This is a genomic window from Stenotrophomonas sp. A3_2 (genome assembly GCF_036624925.1).
GTDB classification, from domain to species: domain Bacteria; phylum Pseudomonadota; class Gammaproteobacteria; order Xanthomonadales; family Xanthomonadaceae; genus Stenotrophomonas; species Stenotrophomonas hibiscicola.
In genome coordinates this window covers 1-609 of record NZ_JAZKVY010000103.1, presented here as the reverse complement: position 1 = coordinate 609, position 609 = coordinate 1, and the positions used below count along the sequence as shown (strand labels likewise).

Below are 609 nucleotides of genomic sequence, written 5' to 3'. Positions count from 1 at the left end.
TTGCTTCCGCGCGCAGAAGGTCGGTCAGTATCTCCATCGTGGTGCGCTGGCGCTGAAGGCCGGTGGTGACCGCATCGTCGAACGCGCCCGCCATGCCCTTGAGCCCAAGCCCGCGCATCGCCTCGATCATGTCATGCCGCTGCATCGAAGGTCCTCAGCTGGTCGTAACGGGCGCAGTCGGCGATCGGCGGATGGCGCAAGGCGCTGTCTTCGGAGGTGATGATGGTGAGCGGTCGCGGCGGTTCGCGGCGCCGCGCCAGGATGTTGAGGATCAGGTCGTCGCTCGCCGTGCCGGTCGCCAATGCCTCGCGGACGGCCGCTTCGACCGGCTCCAGACCATCGGTCAGCACGGCCGACAGCACACGGACGAACCGGCGGTCGGCATCGTCGCCATTGCCAAGCTTGCGGCGCAGGCGCGCCAGCGCCGGCGGCAGATCCCAGTCCTGGAAGGGCGCGCCGTTCCGCAGCGCTCCGGGCTTGCGGGCCAGTACCGGCAGATAATGCCAGGGGTCATAGATCGTGCGGTTGCGCCCGAAGTAGCGGGGATGCTCGGCGACAACCTCCTCGCCGCAGCGCACGACAATGCGGTCGGCATAGGCCCGGACCTGC

General features: G+C 68.8%; 1 protein-coding gene. It reads right to left on the bottom strand.

Annotated elements, in window-relative coordinates; translation table 11 throughout:
- Window positions 1-131 precede the first annotated feature (131 nt).
- A partial coding sequence (locus R5H29_RS02145; RefSeq protein WP_407073516.1) for a Mu transposase domain-containing protein occupies window positions 132-609 on the bottom strand: 478 nt, incomplete at its 5' end.